At 49.5% G+C, this 22,705-nt stretch carries 20 protein-coding genes; 13 read left to right on the forward strand and 7 right to left on the reverse strand.

What is annotated here, in order from left to right; translation table 11 throughout:
- Positions 1–133 precede the first annotated feature (133 nt).
- Genes ACOQPU_RS19060 through ACOQPU_RS19070 form a run of 3 tightly spaced genes read left to right on the forward strand, consistent with a single transcriptional unit; the run spans position 134 to position 3,045 of the window.
- Positions 134–865 carry a PspA/IM30 family protein gene (locus ACOQPU_RS19060; protein ID WP_420641420.1) on the forward strand — a complete coding sequence of 244 codons (732 nt, stop codon included), beginning with the start codon at positions 134–136 and terminating at the stop codon, positions 863–865.
- A gap of 51 nt (positions 866–916) precedes the next feature.
- Positions 917–2,206 (forward strand): hypothetical protein, encoded by a 1,290-nt coding sequence (locus ACOQPU_RS19065; RefSeq protein ID WP_420641421.1) that lies wholly within the window; start codon positions 917–919, stop codon positions 2,204–2,206.
- 8 nt (positions 2,207–2,214) lie between these two features.
- Complete coding sequence (locus ACOQPU_RS19070; protein WP_420641422.1) at positions 2,215–3,045, forward strand: hypothetical protein; 831 nt, start codon at positions 2,215–2,217, stop codon at positions 3,043–3,045.
- 118 nt (positions 3,046–3,163) lie between these two features.
- Here ACOQPU_RS19070 and ACOQPU_RS19075 read toward each other — a convergent pair whose 3' ends face one another.
- On the reverse strand, positions 3,164–3,370 hold the full coding sequence (locus ACOQPU_RS19075) for a helix-turn-helix transcriptional regulator (protein WP_420641423.1): 207 nt from the start codon (positions 3,368–3,370) through the stop codon (positions 3,164–3,166).
- 10 nt (positions 3,371–3,380) lie between these two features.
- Positions 3,381–3,770 (reverse strand): hypothetical protein, encoded by a 390-nt coding sequence (locus ACOQPU_RS19080; RefSeq protein WP_420641424.1) that lies wholly within the window; start codon positions 3,768–3,770, stop codon positions 3,381–3,383.
- A 441-nt stretch (positions 3,771–4,211) separates the two neighbouring features.
- Between ACOQPU_RS19080 and rplI the strand changes: the two genes are divergently transcribed.
- The 3 genes from rplI to rimO all read left to right on the forward strand — a co-directional run bounded on the left by rplI (position 4,212) and on the right by rimO (position 7,238).
- Entirely contained in the window at positions 4,212–4,778 is a 567-nt protein-coding gene (gene rplI / locus ACOQPU_RS19085) for a 50S ribosomal protein L9 (protein WP_420641425.1), read from the forward strand.
- Between the two features lie 88 nt (positions 4,779–4,866).
- Complete coding sequence (locus ACOQPU_RS19090; protein WP_420641426.1) at positions 4,867–5,793, forward strand: helix-turn-helix domain-containing protein; 927 nt, start codon at positions 4,867–4,869, stop codon at positions 5,791–5,793.
- 56 nt (positions 5,794–5,849) lie between these two features.
- Positions 5,850–7,238: a 30S ribosomal protein S12 methylthiotransferase RimO gene (rimO, locus tag ACOQPU_RS19095; protein WP_420641427.1), complete on the forward strand. Its 1,389-nt coding sequence runs from the start codon at positions 5,850–5,852 to the stop codon at positions 7,236–7,238.
- Positions 7,239–7,291: 53 nt separating this feature from the next.
- Here the strand turns inward: rimO and ACOQPU_RS19100 are convergent, their stop codons facing one another.
- The 3 genes from ACOQPU_RS19100 to ACOQPU_RS19110 all read right to left on the reverse strand — a co-directional run bounded on the left by ACOQPU_RS19100 (position 7,292) and on the right by ACOQPU_RS19110 (position 9,053).
- The gene (locus ACOQPU_RS19100; protein ID WP_420641428.1) at positions 7,292–8,050 is read right to left on the reverse strand and encodes a formylglycine-generating enzyme family protein; all 759 of its coding nucleotides are present in this window, start codon (positions 8,048–8,050) and stop codon (positions 7,292–7,294) included.
- Positions 8,051–8,268: 218 nt separating this feature from the next.
- Entirely contained in the window at positions 8,269–8,721 is a 453-nt protein-coding gene (locus tag ACOQPU_RS19105; RefSeq protein ID WP_420641429.1) for a DUF3291 domain-containing protein, read from the reverse strand.
- On the reverse strand, positions 8,718–9,053 hold the full coding sequence (locus tag ACOQPU_RS19110; RefSeq protein ID WP_420641430.1) for a TfoX/Sxy family protein: 336 nt from the start codon (positions 9,051–9,053) through the stop codon (positions 8,718–8,720). The genes ACOQPU_RS19105 and ACOQPU_RS19110 overlap by 4 nt, the downstream gene beginning before the upstream one ends.
- Positions 9,054–9,315: 262 nt before the next feature.
- Between ACOQPU_RS19110 and ACOQPU_RS19115 the strand changes: the two genes are divergently transcribed.
- The 7 genes from ACOQPU_RS19115 (at position 9,316) to ACOQPU_RS19145 (ending at position 18,587) form a co-directional block, all read left to right on the forward strand.
- Positions 9,316–9,912, forward strand: a complete 597-nt coding sequence (locus ACOQPU_RS19115; protein ID WP_420641431.1) for a TlpA family protein disulfide reductase — start codon at positions 9,316–9,318, stop codon at positions 9,910–9,912.
- A gap of 39 nt (positions 9,913–9,951) precedes the next feature.
- Positions 9,952–10,659 (forward strand): prolipoprotein diacylglyceryl transferase, encoded by a 708-nt coding sequence (locus ACOQPU_RS19120; protein ID WP_420641432.1) that lies wholly within the window; start codon positions 9,952–9,954, stop codon positions 10,657–10,659.
- Between the two features lie 82 nt (positions 10,660–10,741).
- Entirely contained in the window at positions 10,742–12,064 is a 1,323-nt protein-coding gene (locus ACOQPU_RS19125) for a hypothetical protein (RefSeq protein ID WP_420641433.1), read from the forward strand.
- A 130-nt stretch (positions 12,065–12,194) separates the two neighbouring features.
- Positions 12,195–12,893 carry a hypothetical protein gene (locus ACOQPU_RS19130; protein ID WP_420641434.1) on the forward strand — a complete coding sequence of 233 codons (699 nt, stop codon included), beginning with the start codon at positions 12,195–12,197 and terminating at the stop codon, positions 12,891–12,893.
- Positions 12,894–12,995: 102 nt separating this feature from the next.
- Positions 12,996–14,777, forward strand: a complete 1,782-nt coding sequence (metG, locus tag ACOQPU_RS19135; RefSeq protein ID WP_420641435.1) for a methionine--tRNA ligase — start codon at positions 12,996–12,998, stop codon at positions 14,775–14,777.
- Between the two features lie 249 nt (positions 14,778–15,026).
- Positions 15,027–16,715 carry an energy-dependent translational throttle protein EttA gene (gene ettA, locus ACOQPU_RS19140; protein WP_420641436.1) on the forward strand — a complete coding sequence of 563 codons (1,689 nt, stop codon included), beginning with the start codon at positions 15,027–15,029 and terminating at the stop codon, positions 16,713–16,715.
- An 84-nt stretch (positions 16,716–16,799) separates the two neighbouring features.
- On the forward strand, positions 16,800–18,587 hold the full coding sequence (locus ACOQPU_RS19145; protein WP_420641437.1) for an SWIM zinc finger family protein: 1,788 nt from the start codon (positions 16,800–16,802) through the stop codon (positions 18,585–18,587).
- Between the two features lie 29 nt (positions 18,588–18,616).
- Here ACOQPU_RS19145 and ACOQPU_RS19150 read toward each other — a convergent pair whose 3' ends face one another.
- Complete coding sequence (locus ACOQPU_RS19150) at positions 18,617–19,399, reverse strand: hypothetical protein (protein WP_420641438.1); 783 nt, start codon at positions 19,397–19,399, stop codon at positions 18,617–18,619.
- A gap of 202 nt (positions 19,400–19,601) precedes the next feature.
- Positions 19,602–22,646 (reverse strand): hypothetical protein, encoded by a 3,045-nt coding sequence (locus ACOQPU_RS19155; RefSeq protein ID WP_420641439.1) that lies wholly within the window; start codon positions 22,644–22,646, stop codon positions 19,602–19,604.
- Between the last annotated feature and the right edge of the window lie 59 nt (positions 22,647–22,705).

Genomic DNA, 22,705 nt, shown 5'->3' on the forward strand with positions numbered 1-22,705 from the left:
AGATATTTCCCATGAAGTGCATTTTTCATCGGAATGGTAACTTTTGCCGATTACACAACAACCAAAACGGGCCTTTTGCGTATCGAAAGCAAAGTCCGTAGACCCTCCCAATTAAGCATAAGGAGCAAATAAGATGGCAACATTACTTGAAAAAGTACAAACCTTAATCTCGGCAAATATGCATGAGATGGTTGATAAAGCGTTGGAAACCAATTCAGTCGCGGTGATGAAGCAATATATCCGTGATGCTGAAAAAAATCTGGACGAACTTGAAGACGCTGCCGCCACCGTTGGCGGTGAAGTTAAAAGCATGGAGCGCAAATACAAAGAGTACAAAAAGAAGGCAGATCAGCTGGATCGCAACATTGATGCACTGTTGATGCAGGGCAAGGCAGATTTAGCCCGCGCGGCCCAAAACGAGCTAAACAGTGCGCGTCGTTTGCAAGAACAATATCATGAGCAATGGGTGCGGCAGCAGCGTGAATACGAATCGCTGCTTAATGCACGCTTGAAGCTGCAAGCCAAATTACAAACCATCCGCCAAGAGCAGAAAGAGCTAGAAGCGTTGATGCGCCTGGCCAAGTCTAAAGAGACAACCGTGAAGGCGATCAAGAGTTTGGATGATTTGGTGGGTGTAGGGGATGCAGATATTGCTCGTTTGGGTGAATCAATTCGCTCCCGACTGGATAAGGCAACTGCGCACAGCGAAATGTACGCCGATCGTTTAGATAACCAAATGGATGCGGCCCTGGGCAGCGCGGAACTGGATTTGCAGCTTGAAGAGCGCAAACGTCGTCTCGGTTTGTCTGAAGCCCCATCGTTAACGCTGGATGACAGTGAGGAAGCGGAAGCCGCGATGGAGTAATTTCTGTGTTAGCCAGCCGGCATGAATATTGTTGGCTGGCACACATTTCCAATGTCTGATTCAGAGCAGTCTGTACAAGCATGGTTGAAGGCAGGGATTACGGCCGTAAAACAAAACGACCGTGTGCAAGGGCGTCAGCTGCTAGAAAAAGTGCTGGCAGTTGATGAACGCAATGAAAAGGCATGGCTGTGGATGAGTGGGGCGGTACAAACGGCCGCCGAGCGTCAAATTTGCTTGGAAAATGTGTTAGCGATCAACCCGGATAATCAGCTAGCCCAAAAGGGATTGGCAAAGTTGGCTCAGGCGACCGCACCTGAACCAAAAGCGGGTCAGACGCAGGTGGTACGGCGTGAATATGAGCCAGTGTCTACGGCAGCGGCCTTGCTGTACCCGGAAAGCCAGGTGAAAACGTGGGAATGGCGGGACCCAACGGCCGTTCAAGCGCAAGGTTCCAGCCCGGATTACCAAGCCAAAGAAAGCTACGATGACATCTGGACAAAAGATACCCCCATGTGTGGCTACTGCGCCCACGAACTGGCTCCCGAAGATGAAAGATGCCCGAAGTGCAAGAAAAAACTATTGGTACATAGCTTCCGGTATGCTAAGGCCAGTACCAATTTAACAGCCCTGTGGGTGCTGCTGTTGGGCGTTAGCCAATTTTATTTGTTGCAGTTGCTCTACCATATTTTGGCGCAAGGTAATTTGGTAGCGGCCGTGGGCAGTGGCATCATGGTATTTTTGTTTGTGGTGCTGGCTTTTGGCGTGGGCTGGCGGCAAACGTGGGCACACATTGCTGCTATCTATCTATTAATCGGCGTAATCCTGTTTTCTTTGTTACGCTGGCTTTTGCCCCCAAATTTAGCGGTACTGGGGATAGAAAACATGGACCCTGCCATCCAGCAATTTATATTGCCGCTTACCACTGGCTTAGGCGAGACAGTTCGCATTGGCATTATAGGAGGCGCGGCCTTGGCCCTGTTTTATGCCATTTTTAAGGCGGGGCCAGATTTTAACAAGGTCACTGTGCGTCAGGTGGCAGGGTTAACCAAAGGGCCAAAAAGTGCGGTTGATTTTAACGCAGCAGCACGTAAATTGGCGCAGCAAGGATTGTGGGCAACGGCCGTTTTGCATTGGCAACTGGCAGCAGCACAGGCACCTCAGCATGTAGCCTACCAGGAATCATTGGGTCGTGCTTATGCCACCCTCGGTTTTTACGAGCGCAGCCTGGATGTGCTGAATGCGGCCAAGCAGCGCACGGGCAGCCCGGAACGTCAGGCAGCCATTCAGCAGCAAATTCAGGCAGTTCAGTCTAAAATGCCATCAGATCAATTCAAAAGTTAAGTTAATCAATGTCGAAAGCACGTGAAGCATTAGAAGAACGCGTCCAAAATGCCATCTGGCAAGAATCAATCATGCGCTGGGAAAGTGCCGTCGTGCTGGCACTGACGGCCATGCTAACAACATTTTCGGCCGCGGGCGTGCCCATTGTAGAGTTTGTGCCGTTTTGGGGTTGGCTGCTGGGCGGCGCGTTGGCCGAGGCTGGCCTGGTATACAGCAGCGTACGAGACCCTGAATTCGGCCGCCTTGTGGTCTCTAAAATGCTGAAAAACGAATTTAAGCCAGAGCGACTGCGAGATAAAAAACTTCAGCGGCAAATTAATGAGGCATTGGATTACCGCAGCCGGATCGAAAAAGGGATTCGGGAGCGGTCGGATTCTGTTTTGAAGGATGAGCTGACGCAAACGGCCAGCCAGATTGATGATTGGCTGGAGAATATTTACGATCTGGCCCGGCGCATTGACAGATACCAGCAGGAACGAGAAATTTTGCACCGAGATCGGGTACGAGCAGAATCACGCATGAAGCAGCTACAAGCAGATTTTGATCGCGCCAAAAATCCGGCTATCAAAGATCAGATACAGGCAACCTTAAACAGTATTGAACGACAGTTACAAACGCTGCAAACGTTAGAAGCTACTATTCAGCGGGCGCGGCTTCAGCTAGAAAATTCGTTGACCCATTTAGGTACCATTTATTCGCAAACGATGTTGGTAGATGCCAAAGATATTGATCGGGGGAGTGCGCGACGGCTGCGGCACGAGATTGCAGAAGAGGTGACAGAGCTTAACGATTTACTTCTGTCTATGGATGAGGTGTATACGGCCGAATCTGCCGGGTAAACGGCCGTATATCTTGGAATTCAGCCAAAGAAGCCACAGAGGTAAAAGAGAAATAAGAGGATGTGCGCCAAATCTCATAAATCTTTGTGAACTCTGTGGCGAATATTCGGGTAGGCATTCAAGTTAAATCTGCCTCAGTTGGTTCAAAAATTTCCTCAATTGACAAAACAAACAACCTAGCAAATTTGAACGCCAGCGGCAGGCTGGGGTCATATTTGCCGCGCTCAATAGCGTTGATCGTTTGCCGCGAGACACCCACTTTTTGTGCCAATACTTCCTGAGACCAATTTCGCTCTGCACGGAGTACCTTCAGTCGGTTATTCATAAGCATCAACCTAATCGTACCGCCGCGTGATGATGAAATTTGCAATTCCCCAAACAGCAATCATGAAGGGGGCGATAAACACCGTGGGCAAGGGGGGCACCAGTTCTGACGCTTCCAGCAGGCCGTAGCTAAACGTCACGGCACCAGTAAGTAAGGCCGTAACCAGGATAGCTTCTAGGTGAATGCGCCTGTGCAGTTCATCTTGATGACGCACATTTTGCACAACGGCCGTCATCGCATTCAAAAAAGGGACAATGGGCAACAGCGCAATTAAAATGGCTAGCCACGGCTGCTGTATTCGTCCATTATCTGCCACAATGAGCGAGAGCGGCAGCAAGATTGAGTAGCCTGCCATGCCCGTGATAAAACGAATCAGATATTTTCGCTGCCAGTTATTCATTAGGACTCCTTTTTAGCCTGAGAATTGCCGGTTCCTGTATTGAGTTCCCAAGTTTTTGAATTTTTGTTTTTCATCATATGCTCCTAATTGTTTGATATGTCTTGCTTGCTTGATATTGTGTAAAGCTAGCTTGACAGTTAGTGTAAATGAAACATTCCTATTTGTCAAGCACGCTTGACAACCTTATCTGCTGCGACCTAACTTATGGGTAGTTGTGGGGTGTTTGAATGGGAAACGGCCGTTTCCCCTACCGAACATCTGCAAAAACTGCGGTGCCATATCTTGCCAAATCATGCCCCCTCTGATAACATTTCCTGCTGCAATTGGCCCAGCCGTATCATTGAAAACAAAAGATTTTCACACAATGCCATCAGCATTTGCACCGAGCGGGTCAGCAGGATTGATAAGATAATTTTTTAGTGAGATGGAGAGCGTACAGCTATGAAAGTGCTGTTAAAAGAAGACATAGAAAATATTGGACTGGCTGGTGAAGTACATAAGGTTGCCAATGGATACGGCCGTAACTATCTGTTGCCCAAAGGTTTAGCCGTTGTTGCTTCCCCTGGCATGATGAAACAAGCTGAAGCCTGGCGCAAAAAAGCAGAAGCCCGTCGGGCAGAACTTCGTGCCGAATACGAAGCACTGTCTACTCAAATTGTAGGTGTGAGCCTCACATTTACCGCACGGGCTGGCGAAAGTGGCAAACTATATGGGTCAATCACCACGTCCCAAATTGCTGACGCCATGAACGAGCAGCTTGGTACCGAAATTGATCGGCGCAAAGTGGGTATCGAGCCGCTGCGCCAGCTTGGTGAGCACAAAGTGGTTGTGCGCTTGAGTGGCGAATTCCAGCCTGAGCTAACCGTCGTGATTGAAAATGAAGATGGCGACATCATGCCAGCCAGCGACATTGCCGAAGAGGCAGCAGCAGAGGTTGAAGAAGTAGTTCAGCCAGAAGCGGAAGAAGAAGTAGAATCAGAAGAAGAAACAGACGAAGTAGACGCATAAAACGTCCCTTCTTTGCTTAGTCACTGGCCTGGCAGCATAAGCCAACCCGCATAGCGGTTGTTGATTGCCAAAGTCAGTGACTTTTTTCATGATGATAGACGAGCTTGGCCATATTCTGCGGGAAGCCCGCGAAACCAAAGGGTACACGCTTCGCGAAGTGCAGGAAAAAACCCGCATCAGCAGTCGGTTCCTGGAAGCGTTGGAGATGGGCGACTTTGATCGCTTGCCAACCCCAACGCATGCCCGTGGCTTCTTACGCAATTACGCCCGCTATCTTGGTTTAGACCCTGAGCCGCTGCTTGAGCGGTATGAGTTAAGCCAATCGCAACGACTCCAACGCCGCCAACAGCCTGTCATTGTGGATACGACCCAACCTGTTGGCCCCGCTTTAGAAGCCCCACCAGAAAACCATCCCTTTTTTGATCCGGTTAACATGGAAGTGGACACCGCCTATCAGGGCGGAGGTTCCAGTGGTGGCAGTGAATCCATTCTGCGCATTGTCATTATCATTGCCTTGCTTGGGTTACTTTACCTTGCTGGGCAGCGGTTTTTGCCGATGATTTTGGGCGAAGGGGATGGCACCGCAGCTATCACAGAATCTGTCAATGAGGCTGTTCAAAACATTCTAAACCGGGAAACGCCCACGCCAGAGCCGACAGCTACGGAAGAAGTAGGTGCCTCCAGCGTTTTGGGGCCAACCAGCCGCAATGATATTCCTGCGGGTGATCCGACGCCAACGGCCACGCGTCCCCCGCTGCCCGCCACGATGGAAACCATTGAGTTGGAAATCATTATTTTAGAGCGGGCGTGGATGGAAGTGACGGTTGACGGCAATGTGTTATTCACTGGCATTGCCCGCCCCACCGATCCTCCGTATGAATGGACCGCAAATGATGAGGTTCGCGTTAATACAGGCAACGCCATTGGTGTATCTGTCACCATTAACAACGTATCGCTGGGGCCACTCGGCGGACGGGGTGAGAATAAAGAAGAAGTTTGGACAACCACCAATTAGACGGTAATCCGTTATCCGTAATCGGTAATCCATCCACTGATTACCGACCACCGAATATGAGTAAACAAAAGCAAAAGAAACAATTTTACATGCTCAGCCTGGGCTGTAGCAAAAATACGGTTGACTCTGAAAGCATGGCGGCTTTGCTAAACAAGGCTGGCTTTAACGGCGTGGCCGATCCAGATGATGCCAGCGTGCTTATTGTGAACACCTGCGGCTTTATCGAAGGGGCGCGGCAAGAGTCGATTGGGGCTTTGCAGGAGCTGGCGGAGCTAAAAAGCAAAAACCAACTGCTGATTGCCGCAGGCTGCATGGCACAGCGTTACGGCAGCGAGGTTGTGGAATGGGTACCGGGCATTGACGGCGTCATTGGCACGCGCCGCTGGATGGACATTGTGCCCTTTGTGCGCCAACTGCGCTGCAAAAAACATCCTGAACCGCTCTACCATTTGCCAGACGAGGCAACGACGGTTGGGTTGGATGAGAAAGGTGTGATTCGCACGGCTGTACACGGCCGTTCAGCTTACCTCAAGATTTCTGATGGCTGCCGCCGCCCTTGCGCCTTTTGCGCCATTCCCCAAATTAAAGGCACGCATGTGAGCCGCCCGGTTGAGTCGATTGTGGCCGAGGCAGTGGCATTACAAGCCGCTGGGCTGCAAGAACTGGTCATCATCGCCCAGGACAGCACCGACTACGGGCACGATTTGGGATTGAAAAATGGTTTGTCCCATTTGCTGAAAGAGATCACAAACGCAGCACCAGACATTCCCTGGATTCGGCTCATGTATGCCTACCCCGGCTACGTCACGGACGAACTGATCGAGACGATGGCCACCACACCGCAAATTGTGAACTATTTGGACATTCCCTTGCAGCACGGCCACCGGGAAACGCTCAAGCGGATGCGCCGCCCGGCGAATATTGAGTGGGTGTATAAAACGGTGGAAAAGCTGCGCAACGCGATGCCAGACATCGCCATCCGCACCACGTTTATTGTGGGGTATCCAGGCGAGACGGATGAGGAGTTTGATGGGCTGAAGCAGTTTGTCCAGGATTTGCAGTTTGATCGTTTTGGCGCGTTTACTTACTCATATGAAGCGTCTACGCCGTCGGCGACGGTGGCGTGGCAGGTGCCAGAAGCGGTGAAAGAGGCGCGTTTGGAAGCGCTGATGGCGCTGCAACAGCCGATTTCGCTGGCGAAAAACCAGCAGCTTGTGGGGCAGACGCTGCCCATCTTTGTGGAAGGGCATGGGGACGGCGTGAGCGTGGGTCGCTCTTACCGGGATGCGCCGGAAATTGACGGCATGGTGTTTGTACCGGGTGAATTACCCATAAACGAGCTAGTGCCGGTTCGCATTGACGGGGCGATGGTGTATGATTTGACGGGCGTGGTGGAAACGGCCGTTTCGCAATCCATTCAGTTATCGGTGAGCGGTAAACAGTAATCGGTATGCTGCCCAGCGTAGCACGAATGAGAAGATACACCAGTAGCAAGGGCTCATCTCAACTTTCGAAGACTTAAACGAAACCCTATCTCCTGTGCTTTCGCATCTCTATGTGTATAACCACGATTGGCGCATCTGACAACAGATAGAGAATGGCTAAATGCTCTGCCTCTGACACTTCGTGCAATATGCTTTGGTTCCCCATACCAATCCTGAACATGGTGATCAGGATATTCTTTTGGTGTGTCGTAACACCATTGACATACATTGCCTAGCATATCATGAAGATTCCATGCATTAGGTTGTTTTTCTCCTACAGGATGAGGATGCCCATCACTATTGTCCCTATACCAGGCGATTTCTGCCAACCGATTAGGGTCGTTACCATTGTAATACGTACTTTGGCTTCCAGCTCGACAAGCGTATTCCCATTGTGCTTCTGTGGGTAAGCCAAAGCTATAGTCATCTGGTAACTTGTCTTTGAACCTTGTATTAAGTTGGCCGCAAAATAAAGAAGCCTCATCCCAATTTGCATTTTGAATTGGGTAATTCGGATGCTCATTATGATGGTTGGGATTATTCCTCTTCACGACTGCTTCCCATTGTGCTTGCGTGATTGGATATTGCCCTATCCAAAAACCATCGTTGAGTGTTAACGAAAACTGGTTTGCATCAAAACCATGGTTGGGCTCACCTTTTGAGCTACCCATGACAAAGGTGCCTGGATTAATCCACTGCATGTAAAGAGATTTTTGATTTTGGGGCAGTTGTTTTAACGAAATTTCAAATGGTATTCCTATAAGTATATCCATCAAGACACCTACTCGTTTTATTCATCCTTGCTGTGTGCTGGCCCCCTCAAATTTCAGCATAATTTGGGTGGCAAACTGCCGTTCCCCCACAAAATTATCCATCAATCGCGTGAAAAAAATAACAGCAGACCTGCCAGTCATTCAGACCTTTGAAGTTTTTCGCTCTGAGATGCTGCAATTTGGGACAAAACTTCAAAAGTCTCCACCGCGGCGAATAGCTACTTTGGCGGCGGGAAGGGCTTGCCGAAGGTGAAGGCGGTCGGGCTGTCGCCGTGCTGGATGAGGTGGTCGAGCCGGGTTTTGGCTTCGGCGACGGTGGGAATTTGCCCGGCGGGCTGCCACCAAAGCGCATAAATTGGCTGTTCGAGCTTTTCAAACCATTCTTTGCGCCGCCGCACAAACTCCACGTGTGCCGTCTTATAAGTGTACTCCCGTAAACTTTCCACAGAGTCCCAAACAGACATATTGACAATGAGATAGTCGTCGGGATACGGCCGTAACCCAGTCGCATCCCCCTCATCCGTTTGCAAACGCCAAATGAAGCCGGGCGCATCATCTGCCAGGGCGTTGAGCGGATCTAAGCCATCCACAAACGCCTGCATTTGCGGATCGTCCAAAGGTGCCTTCATCCGGGCAATATTAATTTGAGCAAGGTGATAGTTTTGGCTCATTTTTTCTTCTTTTTGCTGGCGCGGGCAATCGCCATAGACTCTTTGGCCCAGGCAAACAGATCGTCATCGTTCTGGAAGATGGCATCTGGCAATTTGTAGTAGGGCATGTTGTGAAACTGGGCTGCGCCAGCGGCTTCATATTTGGCGCGATTGCTGTCATCGACTTTGAAATGAATCACGTTGTCGCTGCTGACGAGGGCAAACATCGCGTCTTCGACAAAAATGCCGACGCCGCCAAACATTTTACGGCCGTTCACATCCCCCAGAACTGACAATGTACTTACCAACGTTTCGCCAGTTTCATAAGCAGGTTTTGTTTGCTTTTTGCTCATTTTTTTGCTCCTTTTTCTATAGTTTGCTTGACAATCATACCGTGACCCAGCTAGTTTAGCATTTTCCTGAATCTGGCAGGTACAGTTCCAATAGGACACGGATGAACGCGGACGAGCGCAGAATATAAATGATTTTCCGCGTCATCTGCGCTTGTCCGCGTCCAGCCCTTTTTAAAAGCGACTACTAAAAAGTCCTAATCTGGCAAGATTGGTTGTGAGCTTGCTCACGCTACCGATGGTTGATTCGTGGTAAAATGATGGCATGTTGAAGACACGTTTTGAGTGGACAATTCTTTTGCTGATGGCGGCAATGCTAGGCACGTCGTGGATTATCGTGTCGCGAGAGCCTGTGACGGCCGCTAGTGGCCCGATTACGCTTGCCGAAGCTCCCATTGTTGGGCATTTAGCGCCCGATTTCAGTTTGGAAACGGCCGTTGGTCAGTCCATTGTATTATCTGAGATTGTGGATCAGGCGGGCGGGGCTGGGCAGCCAGTTGTGCTCAATTTTTGGGCCAGTTGGTGTGCGCCTTGCCGGGTAGAAATGCCCAGCTTGCAGCAAGCCAGCGTGCGGTATAACGGCAGTGTCGCCTTTTTGGGCATCAATCAGGGTGAAGATTGGCCCACCATCACCGAGTTTGGCAATGAATACAACGTTTCTTATCCGCTGCTCATTGATCCAGAAAACCGGGTCACGCGCCTGTATGAAGTGAACAGCCTGCCCACAACCATTTTTATTGACCAAAACGGCGTGGTACGTGAGGTAATTATTGGCATTTTGAGCGAGGCGGTACTGCAAAGTCGTGTGGAAGCGATGTTGGCCGAGGCTCACAACCCGTTATCGGCAATAAGCGAACGGTAAACCTTAACTATGTTTCCGACTCTTAATATTGGCGGTCTTGTGTTTCCTACCGCTGGCCTCATCATCATTTTAGGTGCCTGGCTGGGATTATCGTTGGTGGAGCGTACGGCCGTTCACGTACAGCAAAATAAAGAGTTGATGTACGGGGTGGCGGCAACGGCCGTTTTTGTGGGCTTCATCGGTGCCAGATTGACCTTTGTGTTGCAATATTGGCCCGCCTACAGCCAAAACTTACTTGGCATCATCTGGCCACTCAACACAGGGTACAACGTGTGGGGTGGGTTGGTTCTAGGGCTGATTGGCAGCTTTTTCTACGCCCGTGCCAAGCAGTTGCACTTCTGGCCTACCCTGGATGCCCTGCTGCCGGGTGTCGTTTTTGGCCTCATGGTGGTAAGCCTGGCCGACTTTGCCGGAGGGCCGGGTTACGGCACGCTTACTTCTGCCCCCTGGGGGATGACCCAGTTTGGCGTGCGGCGGCATCCGGTGCAGCTATATGAGCTGCTTGTGGGCGCATTGGCACTGGTTACCTGGTGGCGAGTTACCCAACCTGGTATTTATGCAGTTGGACGGCCGTTTATGTTGGGAACGGCCGTCTACAGTGCAGGTCGTCTCTTTGTCGCTGCCTTTCGAGCCGATCCAGTAACGGTCGGCGATGGGTATCGAGTTTTGCAGATTGTAACGCTGGTTATTTTGCTGTTGGCCTTGTTCCAAATCGGCCGCACCGTGCAGCCTACTGAAAAGATCTGATTCTCCAGCAACAACCATCCTGGCCGTAATTCCAGTCACTCCCTTGCTTGTCAGCCAATAGCTGCTGCGCTAAACTGTGCCCATGCGTGCTCTTCGTCGATTGTTTCCCTGGTTATTGCTGCTCGTTGCAATCGTTGTCGTACTCTTTTTTGTGTTTCGGCGCGATACACAAGCTGCTTATGGAACGGCCGTTGCCCTTTGCCCTGGCCCCGATTTGTATGGCTACACCTGCGACAGCGGCACCGCTTTTGCTTACATCGACGCCACCACCGATACCTTCCTCTACAGTGACGATGGCGTTACTACGCTGGATTTGCCCTTCCCCTTCACTTTTTACGGCACGACCTACAGCCAGCTTCAAGCCAGCAGCAACGGCAACCTGCAATTTGGCAACGGCAATCCGTTCTACGCCAATAGCTGCATGGATGATGCCCCGGTAGCGGGCATGGGCGACATGATTGCCCCCTACTGGGACGATCTGGACTTAACCAGCTTTGGCTTTTTGGAATATGATGTGGTTGGAGAAGCTCCGACGCGCATTTTTGTGTTGGAATGGGACAACATTCCCCGCTTTGGCGACCCCGATGATCGTGTAACCTTCGCCGTGCAGCTATTTGAAGAAAGCCAGGATATCCTCTTTTTGTACGAAGACGTAGCGATGCTGGAAGGCAACAACGGCAGCCGTGCCACCATCGGCATTCAAAGCGAGGCGCAAGGCTTGGCTTTGCAGTTTGGCTGCAACCAGCCCGTGGTGGCCAACGCCAGCCGCATCCGCTTTGCCGAACCGGAAGAAGCCAACGGGGATATTGGACTGGAAACGGCCGTTCTCACCACATCCTCACCTCAAACTTACGCCAAAGGGGACCTGCCCGATTTGCTCGATCAGCTTAATTTGCAGGGAGCCGCCGCCTTGCCCGCCATGCACACCCGTTGGCTCAGCCAGGAGCCGCCGTTGAGTGCGCGCTGGGAGTGGCTTGATCTTACCGGGGATGGTTTGGAGGAACTGCTGTTGCTGCGTGGCAGTACAGCTCAGCATCCTCACCTCACTGATTTGACTGTGCTGACGCCAGACGACAGCGGCGAATTTAGCCTGCTGCACAGCCAAACGCTCTCCAGCCGCAGCCAGCCTGTCTTGCGCCCAGAGGTTGCCGCAACGGGCGATCTCACCCAAAACGGCCTGCCCGATGTGGTGCTGTGGGATGATGCCACCGGCTTGAGCTTTGCGCTCACCAGCCAGGAAGGCGTCATGCGTTTGCTGCCGTTACCAGATAGCTGCCAGGGCAGCTTGGGCCTCATGGATTTGAATCAGGATGGGCTGCTGGAGGTGGTACGTGATGGGTGTGAGGCTGGAAACGGCCGTCTCATCACCCAATGGAGCGGCAGCCAATTTACCATCTTGCCCTAAAGCCTGCCCAAAACATTCCCAAAAGACTTGCCAAGAGTGGGTGAAAACGATACTATGCGCCCCACAAATTTTTTAGGCACGCCACACATGAATCTTTTACCGAGCACAAATCATGATGGGAGATTGAAGCATGTTTGAGGTCAATGGCACTTACGCCAACCGCAAAGGTGAATACACAGTTTTAGCAATCAATCCACCCAAAATGCGTGTACGCTACACTGAGGACGGCTCCGAAGCTGAGCTAAGGATTGAACTTCAGGCACGCATTTGGGAAAACATTGCCGCAGAGTACGAAAGCAAAGCTGCCAGCCGCACTGCTCGTGCCGCCAAGCGAACGGCCGTACCTACTGCCAACCATTACATCAAAGTCATCAGCGTGCCAGCCCTCGATGAGATGACCTTCCCCGGCTGGCCAGAACGGGTTGTGATGGCACCCCCTGCCGATGGTGACATCAAGCTGCAATCTGGTGACCGCCTCATCTTTTATGCGCTGGAAACGCAAACCTTTTTTGCTGTGGCCACCATTACTGGTGAACCAAAGACGTCCAATCCCAAAGAATATTTTTTCACTGTGCCTGTCGAAACGGCCGACTTTTTTCCGCTGGATATAGATGCCGTTTCTAGCAAGCTAGACAAAGGGGCCGATATTGATTCGGTAGAATTAGAAAGCCAACCTCGCTTTAAGCGACTGCGCCTACTTGCGGAAGCGTTTTACCCAATTAACGAAGATGATTTTGAACTGTTGGCAGAAGCACTCACCGAAGTCGCCGAAGATGAGGAGGATGAAGCCGACGACGATGACGATGAGTTCGATGACGACGACGATTAAAAGCGATACTGAAAGGCCACAGAGAAATTAGAGAATTAGCGCATTCCCTCAAAAATCTCTGTGCGCTCTGTGGCCAAAATTCTGCAAGTAATTGAGAAAGTTATGGACAAAGAATATATTCTTGTTAGCGTGGCCTGGCCTTACGCCAATGCCGACATTCACCAGGGGAACGTGACTGGCTCCTACCTGCCAGCCGATATTTACGCCCGTTATCACCGCCTGCGGGGCAACCATGTGCTCATGGTCTCTGGCTCCGATGGTCACGGAACCCCTGTGACCGTGAAGGCTGAAGAGCTCGGTAAATCGGTGACGGAAGTGTTTGATTATTACCACGGCCGTTTCCTTACCCTGTTCCAGAAATTGGGGCTAACCTACGACCTGTTTACCCACACCGATACCGAAAACCATTTTCAGGTCTCACAAGATATGTTCTTATCCCTGTTGGAAAACGAGTACATGTACCCCAAAGTGACCCAGCAGATGTATTCGCCGACGGCCAATAAGTTTCTGCCTGATCGGTATGTAGAGGGTACCTGCCCCAACTGCGGCTATAGTACGGCGCGTGGCGACCAGTGCGATAATTGCAACACGCTGTTTGAAAGCGCGGCCGAACTGTTAAACCCGCGCAGCAAAACAGATGATTCGGCTCTGGAGCTGCGCGACACAGAGCATTTTTTCATTGATTTACCCGCCATCGCCGAAGATGGCCTGCAAGCGTGGATGCACGGTGAAGACAAAGCATTTTGGCGGCCACAGGTCATCAACTTTGCCCGCAACTTTATTGATCAGGGGTTGATTGGCCGCGCCATCACCCGCGACATGGATTGGGGCATTCCCGTGCCGGTGGAAGGGTATGAGCATAAAGTGCTCTACGTTTGGTTTGAAGCGGTGATTGGCTATCTCTCAGCTGCAATTGAGTGGGCTAAAAACAACGGTGACCCCGACGCATGGAAGAAGTGGTGGCAAAACCCCCAGGCACGCACTGTCTACTTCATTGGCAAGGACAATATTCCATTCCACACGATTTTCTGGCCAGCCCAACTGTTTGGCGCGAAGGGTTTATACAACGATGACTCCCAGGCACAGCTCAATTTGCCGTACGATGTACCTGCCAATGAATTTATGAATATGGAAGGGCAAAGAATCAGCGGCAGCCGCAATTGGGGTGTCTGGATGCTGGATGCGCTGGAGCGCCATGACCCTGACCCGCTACGTTATTATTTAACGGCCGTTATGCCCGAAACCCGCGACAGTGATTGGAGCTGGCAAGGGTATGTGGAGCGCAACAATGCCGAGTTGGTGGGTAACTGGGGCAACCTTGTCAACCGCGTCCTCAACATGACCAAACGATACTTCAAGGGTGAGGTGCCTGATCCTGGCGAACTGACTGACAAAGACCGCGAACTGCTGGCCGCGGTAGATGCTGGCTTTAAGACGATTGCCGACCTGTACGACGGCTGCAAGTTCCGAGCCGTGGTGCAGGAAAATTTGCGCCTCTCTAGCCTGGTGAATACCTACCTGGAAGAGACCAGTCCGTGGACCACAGCCAAAACCGATCTGCAAGCGACGGCGCGTTTGCTTTATACCACCATCCAAGCGATTAGTGGCCTCAAGATTTTGTGGGCACCCATCTTGCCCTTTACCAGCCAAGTGCTACACGAGATGCTGGGCGAAGAAGGCCAGCTCTTTGGCCAGCAGGTGGTCCGTGAATATGCAGAAAGCAGCCGCAGCCACACTGCGCTGACCTATGATGGGGAAACGGCCGTTGGCCAATGGGGCCGCAGCGAAATCCCTGTAGGCCGCGTACTGCCCAAACCCAAGCCCCTCTTCAAAAAGCTCGACCAATCCGTCGTCGAAGACGAATTGGCGCGATTGGGTAGCTAACGTAGGGGCGGGACGGCGCGGAATAACCTTCGCCTAACAAAACCAGATCATTCCGCGCCGTCTCGCCCTAAACTAAACAATAGCAAGAACAATTTCTGGCACAGGTACTGAGCGAGACCGCCGAAGCACAAATTCCCGCGCATGCCAAGATCGTTCCCCGGTGGTCCCGCCCCTACCGGGTGTTAGAAAAGAGGGTAGACGTTATAATCCCCCATATCCAACCTACAAAAACAAAAGTGAGTGTGTTCAATGACCACCGACCATAAAAAAGTAATTTATTCCATGATGGGCGTGGGCAAAATTGTGCCGCCCAATAAGCAAATTTTGCGCGACATTTCCCTCTCCTACTTTTACGGGGCCAAAATTGGCGTCTTGGGGCTGAACGGCGCGGGTAAAAGTACCCTGCTGCGCATTATGGCCGGGGTAGATACCGATTTTGTAGGCGAAGTTGCCATCTCTCCTGGCTACACCGTTGGCTTTCTGGAACAAGAACCCCAGCTCGATGACAGCAAAACCGTGCGTGATATCGTGGAAGAAGGCGCGCAAGAAGTGGTGAATGCCTTGCGCGAATTTGATGAAATCAACCTGAAGTTTGCCGAACCGATGAGCGACGACGAAATGAACGACCTCATCGAGCGACAGGGTGCTTTGCAAGACAAGCTGGATCATATGGATGCCTGGAATCTGGACAGCCGCCTGGAATTGGCGATGGACGCACTCCGCACCCCGCCCGGCGATACCTCTATCTCCATTTTGTCTGGCGGTGAGCGGCGACGCGTGGCTCTGTGCCGCCTGCTGCTCAAGCAGCCAGACATCCTGCTGCTAGACGAACCTACCAACCACCTAGACGCTGAATCGGTCGCCTGGCTGGAAAAGCATCTTAAGCAATATCCTGGTACTGTCATTGCCGTAACGCATGATCGCTACTTTTTGGATAACGTGGCTGGCTGGATTTTGGAGCTGGATCGGGGCTACGGCATTCCCTGGAAGGGCAACTACTCCTCTTGGCTAGCGCAAAAGCAAGACCGATTGGCGAAAGAAGAAAAAGCAGAATCTGCCCGGCAAAAGACCCTACAGCGCGAACTGGAATGGATCAATATGACGCCCAAAGGCAAGCAAACCAAAGCCAAAGCCCGCATCAACCGCTACAACGAACTGCTCTCTAACGAGCAGCAGCGTGCCAATGAGGATCGGGAAATTTACATTCCGCCGGGGCCGCGTTTGGGGGACATTGTGGTGGAAGCTAAAGGCGTACGCAAAAGCTACGGTGACATCCTGCTGTATGACGACCTCACGTTTGAGATTCCACCGGGGGCGATTGTGGGCATCATCGGGCCAAACGGGGCGGGTAAAACCACCCTGTTCCGCATGATTGTGGGTGAAGAGCAGCCAGACGGCGGCACGTTCCGCGTGGGCGACACGGTGCAGCTAGCGTATGTGGACCAAAGCCGCGACGATTTGGATGCAGATAAAACCGTCTGGCAAGAAATTTCTGACGGGGAAGATACGCTGCAACTCGGGCCTCGTCGCATGAACTCTCGCGCTTACGTCTCCCGCTTTAATTTTGCGGGCAGTGACCAGCAAAAGAAGGTCGGCACACTTTCTGGTGGCGAGCGGAACCGGGTGCATTTAGCCAAGCTGCTCAAATCGGGCTGCAATTTGCTGCTGCTGGATGAGCCAACCAATGACCTTGATGTAAACACGCTGCGGGCGTTGGAACTGGGCTTGGAGAATTTTGCGGGATCGGCCGTGATTATTTCACATGATCGCTGGTTTTTAGATCGCGTAGCCACGCATATTTTGGCCTTTGAGGGGGAAAGCCAGGCGCATTGGTTCATCGGCAGCTACAGCGAGTACGAAGAAGATCGCCGCCAACGTTTGGGCGATATGGCGGAACGGCCGCATCGCATCACCTACCGCAAGCTCACCCGTGATTAAGGCTTTTGTCTTAGCCATAGAGTACACAGAGTGTTCTGAGGGGGTGAGCTTACCTCAAAATTCTCTTTGAGTGGAGTTGAAAAGATGGCAAAATTAACAGAAGCAGAGATTGCCAAGGGTGCCAATGGCAGTTCTTTTGACAAAGGGTATAGCTATTACCGTAACGGCTATGTCCTGGAAATTACCCAGCGAGGAGAGCAGATTACGGCCGAAGTAGAAGGCAGCGCATATCAACCGTATCAGGTGCAGGCGACGGTGCAAGAGGGCAAAATTAGTAGTGTCAATTGTAGTTGTCCCTATGATTGGGGCGGGTATTGTAAGCATATTGTGGCTGCATTGCTGCATTACGTTCATGAACCCAGCGGGGTAGAACAACAACAGCCGCTGGCGGATTTATTGGCCGATCTAACGGCGGAACAGTTGAAGCAACTCATTATTCAGGCAGCCGATGCAAATTTGGATTTTTTGCGAGCGATTGAGCGGGAATTGCAATGGTTGAAGGTGTTGCCCACAAAGCATGAGACGGCTGCGCCTGTGGCGAGCCAGGTGGATGTAACGGCCGTAAAACGCCACATTCGGCAAGGGATGCGTAACATAGGCCCCAAAGGATACGACGATTACTACTATTACGAAGAGGGCGGGGCGGATGAAGAACTGTATCAAATATTGGATCCTTATTTGGAGCAAACATTGGCTCTGTTAGTCGGTGGGCAGGTAGAAGAAGCGGCGGTGTTAATAACGGCCGTTCTGGACGCCTTCTGTGATAATTTGGATTTGATTGAAGAGTTTTACGAGTATACCGAGGGCATGTATGAAGGAGATACCGACCTGATCAAAGCGCTGACAGAGGTGATTTTGAGCCATGAGTTAACAGGCAAAACGCGGCAAGAGTGGCAACGCAAAGTGAAGGGGTGGCAAAATATTTTGGGCGAGTTGAAGATGGCGGAAACGGCCGTTACCCAAGGTTGGGATTACGCGCCGCTACGCTCGGTTTTGCAGGGCAATATCACCAATAAAGGGGCGTGGGCAGACGAAGCCCCCTGGTTTGCCGATGAGCTGGCCCAAATTCGGCTTAATGTGCTGGAACGGCAAGGGCGCATCCAGGAAGCTATCTATTTGGCCGAGGCCGAAGGGCAGATAGAACGCTACATTCACCTGTTGGTGCAAACTGGCCAAATTGAGCAAGCGGTCAAAGAAGCCAACCAATATTTTCATCAGGCGCGGCAGGCGTTAGCTTTGGCGCAGCGGTTGCAGGAGATGGGGGAGCAAACGGCCGCTTTAACCGTTGCGGAAAAAGGGCTAACTCTGGAAGATCATTGGCAGCATGAAAAAGGAAAGTTAGGGCGATGGCTGCGCCAAGTCGCTCAGTCCGCCGGGAAAAATGAGTTGGCCTTGCAGGCGGCTCAGATAGCAGTTTTGTCTACGCATGAGCTGGCTGATTTTACGGCCGTTCAGCAACTGGCTGGCGATCAATGGGACAAGCTCCAGCCGCAATTATTAGATGCGATTGAGGCTAGTAATTACTCATCGGCGAAGCTGGATATTTTAGTGCAAGCGGGGCGGCTAACGGCCGTTATGCGAGCCATTGATAAAAATTATCGTTATCACACAGGCGACCTGCTGCGGATGCTGGTGCCAACCAAGGACAAATATCCCGATTGGGGCATTCAAAAATGCAAAAATTTAGCCGAAGCGATTATGGATGCGGGCAGATCGAAGGATTATGATACGGCCGTGAATTGGTTACGCCGTGCCAAAGAAATTTACCTTCACCACCAGCGGCAGGCAGAGTGGTATAGCTATGTGGATGGTTTGTTGGGGCAACACGGCCGTAAATACAAGCTGGTGCCGATGTTAAAGACGATACGGTGATCCTGCGTAGGATTGACCAAATTTTTGAATCAGGCGGGTAGCTCCCAAGGGACGTCCGGCCGAATTTGTTTGCCAAATGCAATCAGCTCATCAATCCGGTTGGTGCGTTGCAGCATTTGGATGAGGTTGAGCACTTTCATGCGGTGCTCGTCGCCAGAAAGATTTTCATACGCAATATCTAAATCGAAGCAAAGCGTTTGCAGGTCGCTGGGGCTGAATCGTTTGTCCAGAACTTGCCGCAGGTGAACCAGTAGATTGCGCGGGACCTGGGTTTTGACAACGGCCGTTTCCCCACGTTTCTTCTGCTTGGTTTTTTGCGCCTCAAATGCTTCCACCCGCCGCTTCCAATCGGCAAAAACCATCTGGAACTCTTTGCTGGTTAGAATATTTTCTTCTGGATTGATATACATCACGTACCAATCATAATTTGGCTCCAACAGCCCTTCGTATTTCATTCCTTCTTCTGCTAACACCAGCAACGGATGCCCTAAAGTATAAGCCATCGTCGCTTCAATTTGGTTCCAAACCGTCGGCAGATTGAGCCCTTTGAGCTGCCGTTCATTTTGGCTTCCCCGCTTGTCAACGGCCTCAATTAGATGGGTGCGTTCATAAGCCAGGATGATCGACCCAGCGCATTCGTGCATCAGTTCTTTGATGGCAACCAACGGCTGCTTGCTGGAGAAGTACGTTCGCCCTACCGTTTGCGGCACCATATCGTTCATCTTCACGTAGGATTCAACAGTGTCCGCTAACTGCTGATGCAGCTTGTTGGCGGTTGTGCCAATGCTCAAAAAGATTTTCGTCGTGGACATGGGTACCTCCGAAGTTGTGGTTGGGCGAGTGATGATTGCTATTGTAGCAGGAGAGTGGGGGGATGGGAAACGGCCGTTTCTATGTGTGTGCGAGGGTTAGACTGCCGTATTCTGCAATCGATGCGGCAAAAGCTGATACCCCATCGCCCGTATAATGGCATTGATGTTGTCCAGCCGTGGAAACGCACTTAAAGTCCGTTCGTTATGTTAGTTTTATTTTAAGTCGTAAAATGGCATCTCGATCTGTAATATCAATGTCAAAAGGGTAAATAGCTTTTGCGATTACCCTTAAAAGATAGTCTCTTCTGGTTTTTTCTGGGTTATTATTTAGCACTTGACCTATTTCCCGGTTTGTAAGTTCTCTGATCTCCGTCATAGATTCACCAATTTTGACTTGGCAAGCATTGTCTAAATCTAGACAAAGAACATAAAAATTTTCCCTGTCCTCAGGATGATATTCTAAAACAGGAATGCCATTATAAAAACCGCGCAGCATTGGAATTGCTTCAGCATTTTCAACTTGATAACCATGAAGAAAACCGGGAGTAGACGATAACCATGTGTGAAGTCGCCTTGCATCTGGAACAAAAATAAACGATGGTTTATAGTCTGTTTCACTGAAGCGGTTTATTGCTCTATCAAAATAAGGCTTGAAGGTTAACCAGTCCTTTCGAGAAGGCAAAAATCTGTTGTTAGAGATCCAAGCATTGGTTAATGACTTATTGATAGCTCTCACGATAAAACTACCATACAACTTTCCGATTGAAGCCGAAGTATTAGAATCCAAGTGAAGTTCAGTGAAATACTTTTTCTCTTCATAACGCCAAAATCTTATCTTTTTCTCGGTTTCATCTGAGTAAATTACAGCGTGTTTGGTTTCTAATAGCCTTACTAAACTTTTTCTGCTCTCTTCAACAATAGCCTCTCTGACAGCGTCATCGAAAGCTGCCGTCTTGGTAATATCTAAACCCGCGTCAATTATTTGACTTTTGCGTTCTTCTTGCCATCTTTGATTGATTTCTCTATTTAATTCAATCCACTTTCGTGAGAGAGTAGAAAGTTCTTCTTCAATTCCAACAAACAGATCTGTTTGAATCCAATCTGTGGCGGATGCGACAATTCGGTTGCAGGTCTCCTCAATTCTTAATAGCTGATGTTCGAGATTGATAGAAGTTGATACCTGAGCCTCATTTTTACCTATAAGCATCATTCCTCGGAGACAATAAAATAAAAATAGTTTGTCTTCGTTATTTGGGAAATACCCACGTCGTGTATCTGGGATACGAGTAAATGTATCCCACCCAAATGCAGATTGGTTTTCAATTGACTCAATAAAAATAGTGATGGCTTGTTCGGCGGAAATCAAATATTGTTCAAAGATGGAGTAGGTTTCTACAAATTGAGTAAATGTTACTTCGTCTTTTTCATAAGATTCACAAAGATAGCTAACTGCTATAAACACTAATTCGTTGAAAAAGTGCTCAATTCGTGCGGGAATATCACGCACTAAACCTAATGTTGCGATTCGCTCTTTCAGAATTCTCGATTCAGTTTCTGAAGCTGAAACAAGTTGTCGTTGCAAAATATAGTAATCACTATGGACGGAATGTGGTGGGTGAAAATGAGCTAGCAACTCATCAGGCTGAATAATATTCAGTAATGAAGTGAGAGTTGCTGTATCATGACTTAAAAAGGCTTGATATAAGATTTTGGATAATACATCCAAAATATGATTCAAAATTACCGTTAAATTTGTAATGGTTTGAGCTGTGTGATCTAAAGCATCTGAATAATTACGTAATACTCCATCAATAATATCCCTTGTCAAATAAAAGTATGAGCGATTTATTCCTAGCTCATTTTCATTCCTGTGTGAAAAGTAATACATGCGTACATAAAGGCCAAGAACTTCCGATAAATTGTCGTCAACAACAATATGGCTATTCTGTATCATGGATTCTGCAATTCTGAAAATGTTATAGGAAAGAGCTCCGATGAAATCTCGATTTTTGCTTCTTGTAGAAATCTCAATGAAATCTCTTAGGTGCCTTATCGCGATTTGATTTGCAAACCATCCTCTGAAAATGAAATCGCTAAACCACTCAGTTGATGCTGGAATCGGCAGACCAACACCCAGTTCGAAAATCTGGCGATATACAGACATTAGTTCATCAAAGAAAAGGTTGTTTTCTTCGCGGATCGAGCTTTCGGCTACTTGTTTAACTTGGGTTAAAAGCGTTTTTACTTCATCATTTGTTGTATTTGTTACATCTTGCTCTTCACGCACAATAAAACAATTTTTAATCATTTGATGAATCTCTTCAGTTTGTATGCTTAAGCTGCTTGGCACAAATGCAATTACCTCGTCTTTTTGCACTGAATCATTCACTAGCTTTACCAAAAAAGCTCTTTCTGAAGTTGTTTCAATGAGCTGCGAAAACTCCTGTAACTTCAATAAATGAATGTCTTTGAAAACACCTGTTCTTGTGGAAAGAATAGGAATCATGTTTTGAAGTTGCTGTCCATATTGGCTTCTTCCTAATCCTAGCTGTTCATATATATTCAAATTTACTCGGCGGTTCAAACGGTACACCACCTCGATTTTTTGACTTTTGCGAATTTCCGTTGCCAATTTTGATGACAATGTCTCGATCAGAAAACGGTTGCTTAAGGAGTTACGAAGATTCCAGATTGTTTTTCCTGTCTCAAAAATAATTCCCAAGTTTAGGAGAGTGAAGAGAAGAATTGAATAAAGGACAAACTTTGGGTGGACAAAGATTAGAATATTTGCCCTAAATATAGCCATGATGGCGGCTTCAGTAGCTAAAAAGACTAAAGCCCATATTGCAGTTGTTTTAAGATCTGTTTTGTCTAAATAAACATCGACTAAGGAACTTGCCCCTTTGTCTTTGCTAACAAATTCAACAATAATAAAAATAATGGGCAATACGATCCCCACTAAACCAGCAAGATACTCTAACGAACTAGCTAAAATGTCAGCTGCTTGCTGCGCGCTCAGACTGTAGGTAGAAATTATCCAGCCTTGCCACACAAAAAATTCATTGAGAAGGGTTAGAGAGAAAAATATAATCAGTGCCAAACGAAGGGACAATGGAAAATTTTGCCCTATTTTTTCTCGCCAACCATGATGAATTTTTATAGAAGCAAGCAAAGAATAATTTTCTTGAAAATTCTGTGTAACAACTTCAGATAACCAAACTGGAGGTTCATTTCTGCGCGATGTCATTTCAATATTCTAGCATGATCTTTGACCGAATTGTATTGCCGTGAGATGGACGGCAGTTA

Origin of the sequence: Candidatus Leptofilum sp. (assembly GCF_965223285.1) — a bacterium.
Lineage (GTDB): Bacteria > Chloroflexota > Anaerolineae > Promineifilales > Promineifilaceae > Leptofilum.